General features: G+C 70.7%; 6 protein-coding genes. 3 read left to right on the top strand and 3 right to left on the bottom strand.

Annotation, left to right across the window (positions count from 1 at the left end; genetic code table 11):
- Positions 1 to 2,078 (bottom strand): ATP-binding protein (locus VJ693_RS04745; protein ID WP_324152321.1); only part of this gene is annotated, 2,078 nt, incomplete at its 3' end.
- A 158-nt stretch (positions 2,079 to 2,236) separates the two neighbouring features.
- Here VJ693_RS04745 and VJ693_RS04740 point away from each other — a divergent pair.
- Positions 2,237 to 3,409, top strand: a complete 1,173-nt coding sequence (locus tag VJ693_RS04740; RefSeq protein WP_324152320.1) for an MFS transporter — start codon at positions 2,237 to 2,239, stop codon at positions 3,407 to 3,409.
- A gap of 40 nt (positions 3,410 to 3,449) precedes the next feature.
- On the opposite strand, the gene VJ693_RS04735 is transcribed toward VJ693_RS04740, so the two are convergent.
- Positions 3,450 to 4,781, bottom strand: coding sequence for a GGDEF domain-containing protein (locus tag VJ693_RS04735; RefSeq protein WP_324152319.1), 1,332 nt, complete (start codon positions 4,779 to 4,781; stop codon positions 3,450 to 3,452).
- 130 nt (positions 4,782 to 4,911) lie between these two features.
- Positions 4,912 to 6,738: a sigma-54-dependent Fis family transcriptional regulator gene (locus VJ693_RS04730; protein ID WP_324152318.1), complete on the bottom strand. Its 1,827-nt coding sequence runs from the start codon at positions 6,736 to 6,738 to the stop codon at positions 4,912 to 4,914.
- Positions 6,739 to 7,028: 290 nt separating this feature from the next.
- Here VJ693_RS04730 and VJ693_RS04725 point away from each other — a divergent pair, with 290 nt between their 5' ends.
- Both VJ693_RS04725 and VJ693_RS04720 read left to right on the top strand, forming a co-directional pair.
- Positions 7,029 to 8,504, top strand: coding sequence for a benzaldehyde dehydrogenase (locus VJ693_RS04725; protein ID WP_324152316.1), 1,476 nt, complete (start codon positions 7,029 to 7,031; stop codon positions 8,502 to 8,504).
- A gap of 23 nt (positions 8,505 to 8,527) precedes the next feature.
- On the top strand, positions 8,528 to 8,704 hold a 177-nt coding region (locus tag VJ693_RS04720), incomplete at its 3' end, for an SDR family NAD(P)-dependent oxidoreductase (protein ID WP_324152322.1).

The raw sequence follows: 8,704 nt of genomic DNA, 5'->3' as shown, positions 1-8,704 counted from the left end.
ACGAACTGCACCAGTGCGTGACGGAAGCGATAGCGCGGACCAGGCACCAGCTGCGTGGGCTCGATCAGCGCGGCGTCGACCAGGCGCGCGAGCAGCTCGCCGCTGGCGCCGGCGTGCACGCTCAAGGCCTCGAGATCGTCGCGCGAGAAGTCGCGCCCCAGAACGCTGGCCAGCTTGGCCAGATCCTGGGCCGCTTCGGGCAGTTGATCCAGCAGCGCGCGGATCAGTGCCTCGATGGAGTGCGGCAGCGCGATGCCTTCGATCGTGCGCTTCGAATGCAGCAGGCCGTCGCTGAGGGTCAGCGTGCCCTGGTCGAGCAGCGCACGGCAGATCTCTTCGATGAAGAAGGGGTTGCCCTCAGTGCGTTCGTGGATGGCCGAGGCGATCGACGTGGCGATGCTTTGCGCGCCGAAGATGCCCCGGACCATGTCCGCGCTCTGCGCCGGCGCCAGCGGCCTGAGCAACAGCTGCTCGCAGTGGGCAGACGTCGGCCAGGCGAGCTGCGCCTGCGGGCGCGCCGTCACGATCAGCAGCACCCTGAGGTGGGCACCCATCGCGACCAGCATCTTCAGCACGTCGTCGGATGCCTGGTCCGACCAATGCCAGTCGTCCAGCACCAGCACCAGCGGCTCGATCCGGGCTGCCGCGCTGATCAGCGCGACCACGGCCTCGCTCAGCTGGCGGCGGCTCACGTCCGCGTTCAGCCCGTCGGCTGCATCGCTCGCCATCGGGCCCGCCGACAACAGCTTGCGCACGACGGGCGTCCAGCCCTTGAGCGCGGGGTCGATGGCCTGCAGGCTCTGGGACAGATCGGCTTCGAGCCATTCGGGGGCGGGGTTCTTCAACTGCAGCAGGGTGCGCAGCAGATCCACGAAGGGCGCATAGGCGCTCATCTGGAGTTGCGGCTGGCAGCGTGCGTGCAGGACACGGGCCTGCTCGGGCGGCAGGCGCCGGCCGAATTCGGCCACCAGGCGGCTCTTGCCCACCCCGGCCTCGGCCACGAGGCTGATGGCACGGCCCTTGCCGGCCAGCATGTCGTTGAAGGCCATCGTGAGCACGCGCAGTTCCTCGGCGCGCCCGACCAGCGGCGTGAAGCCGCGCCAGCGGGCGGCCTCGATGCGCGTGACGATGCCGCTGCGCCCGAGCACGCCGTGGGCCTCCAGCGCGTGCGGCAGGACGCTGTGCTCAACCGGCGCATGGGGCGCGGTGTCGAAGTAGGGCACGATCTGCCGGCGCGTCTCCTGCGAAACGAGCAGTTCGTGCGCCTGCGCCGCGTCGCACAAGGCCAGCGCGGTCACGCTCAGCGAGCCGGACAGGCGCCATGTGCCGGGCGCGGCGCCCGGCGCGGCGATCACGCTGGCATGCGCGAGCCCGCCACGCAGGGCCAGGCCCGGCGGCAAGCCCGCCCAGCGGCGGGCGCGTACGCCGGTGATCATTTCCAGCCCAGCCTCCACCGCCTGGGTCAGGTCGTTCTCGCCGGCGGCGGGCAGCCCGAACAACGCGGTCACGCCCAGCATGTCGCATTCGGTCAGCAGGCCACCGTGCCGCGCCAGGACCTCCTTGGCACAGCCTTCGAACGCGCCGAGGAACTCATGCCAGTCTTCGTCGGCGATGGGCGTACTCGGCGTGACGGCGTTCGCGAAGCCCAGCTTCAGCAAGACCACACTGCGGCGGCCGCCCAGCAGGGCGAGGCCGCCCGGTGCCACTGCGGATGGCGGCGCGACGGTCGCGCCGGCGCCTGCGCTCGACCCGTCATCGGCTGACAGCGGCAGCGTGAAGCGATAGCCGTGGCCTGGAATGGTGACGATCGCGCGCGAGCCCAGCACGCGCCGCAACGTGGAGACCTGCACCTGCAGGTTGTTCTCTTCGACGACGACGCGGGGCCAGACCCGCTCCATCAACTCCGCCTTGCGCAGCAGCTCGCCCGGCCGTTCGATGAATGCCAGCAGCAGATCGAAAGCGCGCGAGCCAATGTCCACCGGCTCGCCGCCAACCAGCAGCAGGCGCTGGGCAGGACGCAATTCGAACTGCGCGAAGCGGACAGCGATCGTCGGGGTGCTCTGTGTGCTCTGTGGCATTTCATTCGGCGCACGATGGGTGCAGGAAGGGATACGTCGACCCTCGGTCCATTGTGCGCACGGGGGCCCCCTGCGTCGACCCCTATTTGAAGGTTAGGTCAGGGCGCCCGGCCGGTCGATAAGATCAGGTCCGATGAGACATTCCCTGGCACCACCCCATGCGTGAGCCACCCGGCGTGCCGGTGCGGGTGCTGCCCGTCATCGTGCTGGCGCAGTTCGCGGGCGGCTCGATGTGGTTCGCCGTGAATGCCGTGATGCCCGATCTGCAGCGCGACTGGGGGCTGCCGGCCTCCGCGGTGGGGGCGCTGACCTCGGCGGTGCAGTTCGGCTTCATCACGGGCACGCTGTTGTTTGCCTTGCTGGCCATCGCCGACCGCCACTCGCCGCGCCTGGTGTTCCTCGCCTGCGCGCTGCTGGGCGCCGCGTGCAGCGCCCTCGGGGCCACCGGCGTCGGCGGCTTCGATGGGTTGCTGGTGATTCGCTTCGCCACCGGCTTCTTTCTCGCCGGCATCTACCCGGTGGGCATGAAGATCGCGGCCGGCTGGTACCCGCAGGGCCTGGGCGCCGCGCTCGGCTGGCTGGTGGGCGCGCTCGTGCTGGGGACGGCCTCGCCGCATCTGCTGCGCGCGCTCGGCACGCACTGGCCCTGGCCGGCGGTGATGCTGAGCGTGTCGGCCATCGCGGCGGCCGGTGGCCTCGCGCTGGCCTGGCTCGTGCCCGATGGCCCGCACCTGCCGCGGTCGCCTCGCCTGCAGTGGCGCGCCCTCGGCGCGCTGTGGTCGAACCGCGGCGTGCGGGCCTCGGCCTTCGGCTACTTCGGCCACATGTGGGAGCTCTACACGCTGTGGGTGCTGGTGCCCGCCATCGTCGGCACGCGGCTGGCCGGTGCCGGCGCCTCCGCCGCGTCGTTCGCCGTCATCGGCGTGGGCATGCTGGGCTGCGTCGTGGGCGGCCTGCTCGTGCGGCGCTGCGGCGGTGCCCGCGTGGCCGGGGCGCAGCTGGCCACCAGCGGCGCGTGCTGCCTGCTGGCGCCCTGGGCCTTGGGCGCAGGCGATGCCGCCTTTGCGCTGTGGCTCGTGGTGTGGGGCGTGACGGTGGCAGGCGATTCACCGCAGTTCTCGGCGCTCACCGCCGCGAATGCACCGCGCGAGGCCGTGGGCAGCCTGCTGACGCTGGTCAACAGCATCGGCTTCGCCATCTCGATCGTCAGCATCGAGCTGTTCGCGCAACTGGCGTCGCGCTACCCGCTCGAGGCGCTGCTGCCCTGGCTGGCGCTGGGGCCCGCGCTGGGCCTGTGGATGCTGCGCCCGCTGATGATCACCGCTCGGTAATCGCCCCACGGTGATCGCCCCTCAGTGATCGCCGCCCGGCCTACGCCGCGCCGGCCATCGGCCCGGCCGATTCATCGCCGTCGTCGTCCACGACCACCCGGTTCCGGCCGAGCGATTTCGCGCGGTACAGCGCCGCATCGGCGCGGCGCAGCGCCCCGGCGAAGCCGTGGGCGCCGAGCACCGCGGCGACGCCGAAGCTGGCGGTGACGGGGATGCGCTGACGGGCCCCGAAGGCGCTGGCCTCGATGCGCTGGCGGATCTTCTCGGCCACCGCTGCCGCGTGCTCGGCGCTGCAATCCACGCAGGCGATGATGAATTCCTCGCCGCCCCAGCGGCCGAGGATGTCGCCGCCGCGCACGTTCTGCGCCATCACCGCCGCCACGCGCCGCAGCACCTGGTCGCCAGCTTCGTGGCCGTGCATGTCGTTGACGCGCTTGAAGTGGTCGACATCCACGAGGATGATCGCCATGCCGGCGCTGCGCTCGCCGAGATCGGCGATGGTCTGTTCGACGCCGCGCCGGTTCAGCACGCCGGTCAGCTCGTCGACCGTGGCCTGGCGGCGCAGGTGGTCCTGCTCGGCGTGCAGCTTGGTCGCGCGCGCGATGAGCGCTTCGATCTCGCGTTCCTGCTGGCGATGCTGGTGGCGCAGGTCGGCCAACCGCCACACGACCGCGCCCATGGCGCCCAGCAGCCACGCGGCCACGATGCCGAGGTACAGGGCCTCGCGGCTGACCCATTCGCCTTGCAGCTCCAGCCGCCGCAGCTCCAGCTCGTGCGGCGGGCCGGCGAGGCGGCCCGGCAGGTCGATCGCCAGCGAGGTGGCGTTCTCGAAGCTCGGCAGGTTGTATTCGCGCGGCAGGTTGTACTGCGCGATCCACCATTCCGGCACCGCCAGATCCGACAGGTTGATCGTGACCGGGCCCACCACATCGCGCGCCCTCAGGTTGATCGATTGGATGCGCGCGCTGTTGCCGTCGTTTTCGCGCGAGAACCGCGGGTCGAAGGTGCGGACGGCCAGGCGGACGAAGTCCGCGTTGCCGCGGTACGCCAGGTCCAGCGTGATCGAGCCGTAGCCGCGCAGGTCCATGCCCTCCATCGGCCGCTCGCGCGTCAGCATGAAGTTCAGGCTGCAGGACTGGTAGGCCTCGTCGCCCGTGTAGTGGCAGCGGAAGTGGAACCGCTTCTCGTCGACCCAGCTGACCTTCTCGCCGCTCGGGTCGTCATTGGCCGGGAACAGAAAGTGCTCGCCCTTGTAGCCGGGCGCGATCAGGTCGAGGGTGCGCTTCGGCAGGACTTCGCGGCCGATGATGGCCGCCAGCGTGAGCAGGATGCCCGCCGCAAGGAGCCGAATACTGTGAATCCCGCCAATCACTACCAGGCTCTCTCTCTTGTTCTGGGGCCCTGGCGTGAAGCTATCAGGTGTCGGGGAGATCCGCCGTGATTGATTGCCAGGATCGGCGCCGAATTCCGGGTCAATGCGGGGAAGCCCGGTGAGCAACCGTTCAGTCCTTCGCGATCGGTTCGCGGGCCTTCTCCAGCCGGTAGGCGAACTGCGCGCGCGTCAGGCCCAGGCGCCGCGCGGCGGCCGAGAAGTTGCCGCCGGCGGCCTCGGCCGCTTCCTCCAGCAGGCGCCGCTCCAGCTCGGCCAGGGGCACGCTCCCGCCGCCGGCGCTGCCGTGCAGCGCGCCGCTGAGCACGTCGAGCAAGCGCTTCGGCTCGGGCTCGCCCTTGGCCGCCGTCAGCGTGCCGCGCGCGCCGATGGCCAGCAGCGCCTCGTCGCTGAGCTGCTCGCGGCGGAACATGTGGGCCACGTCGATGGCGGCACCGTCTTCGGCCGAGATCACGCCGCGCTCGATCAGGTTCTGCAGCTCGCGGATGTTGCCGGGGAAGGGGTAGTGCAGCATCGCGCGCACCGCACGCGGCGTGTAGCCGGTCGGGCGGCGGCCGTGGCGCTCGGCTTCGCGGCGCAGGAAGTGGTTCATCAGCAGCGGAATGTCGTCGCGCCGCTCGCGCAAGGGCGGCAGATGGATGGGGTAGACGTTCAGGCGGTAGAACAGGTCTTCGCGGAAGCGCCCGGCCTGCACCTCGGCCTGCAGGTCGACATTCGTGGCCGCCACCACGCGCACATCCACGCGGATGACGCGCGTGCCGCCCACGCGCTCGACCTCGCCCTCCTGCAGCGCGCGCAGCAGCTTGCCCTGGCTGACGAGGCTCAGCGTGCCGATCTCGTCGAGGAACAGCGTGCCGCCGTCGGCGCGCTCGAAGCGGCCGGGGCGTGACTGGCTGGCGCCGGTAAAGGCGCCGCGCTCGACACCGAACAATTCGCTCTCGATCAGCGATTCGGGGATGGCGGCGCAGTTCACCGCGATGAAGGGCTTGTCGGCCCGCGTGCTGATGCGGTGCAGCCGGCGCGCGAAGGCCTCCTTGCCGACGCCGGATTCGCCGGTGAACAGCACCGTGGCGCGGGTGCCGGCCACGCGGGCGAGCTGGTGGCAGGCGGAGTTGAAGGCCGACGAGGCGCCGACGATCTCGTGGCGGTCCTGGCCTGTCGCCCCGGTGGCGGCCGACGCGGCGGGGATCACGCTGGTCAGTGCAGCTTCGGGGTCGGCAGGCGCGGCGCCGGCGCTGCCCAGGCGGCGGAAATCCTTGGCTTCGAGGTAGCGCAGGTCTTCGCTGATGTCGCCCCAGGCAGCGGCATGGCGGCCGATCACCCGGCACACGCTGGCGCCCATCGAGCGGCACTCGATCTCGCGGAAGATCACCAGCTGCCCGAATAGGCTGGTCACGTAGCCGGTGGCGTAGCCCACCTGCGACCAGCAGGCCGGCTCGGTGCCGATGCCGTAGGCGCTGATGTGCTCGTCGTCCTCGCTCGAGTGCTCCCACAGGAACTCGCCCTCGTAGGTGCCGCGGTCGATGTCGAAATCGAAGCTCAGCGGCGTCACCTTCACCACGCCTTCGAGCGCATGCAGGCGCGTGCCGGCCATGAAGACGTTGGCCGCGTCGCCCTGCGGCCAGCGCTCGCGCACGAGCTGCGCATCGCGCGCGCCCGAGACGTAGCCCGCGCGGGTGAGCAGGCCGCGGGCGCGGTCGACGCCCAGCGTGTCGATCAGCTCGCGCCGCAGGTGGCCCACGGCCGAGCTGTGCAGCAGCAGCATGCGCTGGTCGTTCAGCCAGATGCGGCCGTCGCCGGGCGAGAAGAACAGCGATTCGGTCAGGTCGGCCATGGTCGGCGCCTGGCCGTCGACGAAGTGGCCGCTGTCGCCTCGGCGCAGCATGGTGCCGGTCTGGCGGGCGACCTCGGCCAAGGAAATGCGAGGGGGCTTGGCCATGGCGGTTTCGGGTTTCTGAATTGATGAAATCGGGTGCTCGGCGGGTCTTCAAATTGTTTTCATTTCATAAACACTTGATCTCAGGCAAAACCCTGTGATGCGGCGCATCAAGAGGGATCCGGGAAAGCCCCAGGGCTGGACGATGTTTTCACTCTGAAAACGATTCGCCGGTTGTGGGGCGTGGGCGGCTCGTCGTGGGAGTGGTGGCACCACCGCGGCACAGGCGTTGCACCAGGGGTCCAGCAAGCGAGCTGCGGTTCGCGCCTTTCGCAACCCCCGGGAGCCTGCCCATGACGACCACCACCTTCCTCAACCATGCGCTGTGGCGCGAGCACCTGCACAGCTGCGGCTGGCGCGCGGCCTCGGCGGCGGCCGACGTGATCGAGCCCGCCACCGGCGAGGTGCTCACCCGCACCGGCCTGGCCGTGCCGGCCGATGTGGCCACGGCCGCGAAAGTGGCGGCCCAGGCGCAGGCCGGCTGGGCCGCGCTCGGGCCGCGCGAGCGTGCAGCGGTGTTCCACCGCGCGGCCGCGCTGTTCCAGCAGCACTTCGACGAGCTCGCGCTCTACGTCACCCGCGAGACGGGTGCCATCCTGCCCAAGGGCCAGCACGAGATCCGCGAGGCGGTGGCCTTCTGCCAGATCGCTGCCTCGATGCCGATGCAGGCGCAAGGCCAGGTGCTGCCGAGCACGCCGGGCCGCATGAGCATCGCGCGGCGTGTGCCGCACGGCGTGGTGGGCGTGATCTCGCCGTTCAACTTCCCGCTGATCCTCACGCTGCGCGTGGTGGCGCCGGCGCTGGCCGCCGGCAACGCGGTGATCATCAAGCCGGATCCGCGCACGCCGGTGAGCGGCGGCTTCCTGATCGCGCAGGTCTTCGAGCAGGCGGGCTTGCCTGCGGGCGTGCTGCATGTGCTGCCCGGCGGGCCGGAGGTGGGCGAGGCGCTCATCACCGACCCCGCGGTCGCGATGATCTCGTTCACCGGGTCGGCCGGCGTCGGCCGCCGCATCGGCGAGCTGGCGGGCAAGCACCTGAAGAAGGTTTCGCTGGAGCTGGGCGGCAGCAACGCGCTGATCGTGCTCGACGACATGACCAGCGAGGCCGACCTCGACGTGGCCGCCAGCAACATCGCCTGGGGCGCCTGGCTGCACCAGGGGCAGATCTGCATGGCCAGCAACCGGGTGCTGGTGCACGAATCGCTCGCGCCTGCGCTCACCGCGCGCCTGGTCGGCAAGGCCACGCACCTGCCGGTGGGCGACGGTGCCACCGGCCAGGTGGCGCTCGGCCCCTTGATCGACGAGCGCCAGCGCGACCGCGTGCACGCCACGGTCATGGCCAGCGTGCAGGCCGGCGCGCAGCTGCTGGCCGGCGGCAGCTACGACAAGCTCTTCTACAAGCCGACGGTGCTGGCCGGCGTGAAGCCCGGCATGCCCAGCTTCGACGACGAGACCTTCGGCCCGGTGGTCAACCTCGTCACCTTCCAGACCGACGACGAGGCGGTGGCGATTGCCAACCAAAGCCGCGGCGGCCTGGCCGCGGGCGTGCTGTCGAAATCGGTCGGCCGCGCGCTGGCGGTGGGCAACCGCCTGAAGGCCGGCATGGTGCACATCAACGACCAGACGGTGAACGACGACGCGGTGAACCCCTTCGGCGGCCCCGGCATCGCCGGCAACGGCAACTCGCATGGCGGCCCCGGCGACTGGGAGCAGTTCACGACCTGGCAGTGGGTGACGGTGAAGGACGCGCCGACCCCGTTCCCCTTCTGAGATTCGAGAGGAGACAGCAGACCATGAACTTCCAAGGCAAGACCATCGTCATCACCGGTTCCAGCTCGGGCATCGGGGCCGAGGCGGCGCGCTTCCTGCGGCTGAAGGGCGCCAAGGTGATCGGCGTGGACCGCAACGACCCGATGATCACGCTCGACGGCTTCGTCAAGGCCGACCTGTCCGAGCAATCGGCCATCGAC

The organism is Ideonella sp., from assembly GCF_035254525.1.
Classification (GTDB): domain Bacteria; phylum Pseudomonadota; class Gammaproteobacteria; order Burkholderiales; family Burkholderiaceae_C; genus Ideonella.
This window is presented reverse-complemented; position numbering and strand designations above follow the sequence as displayed.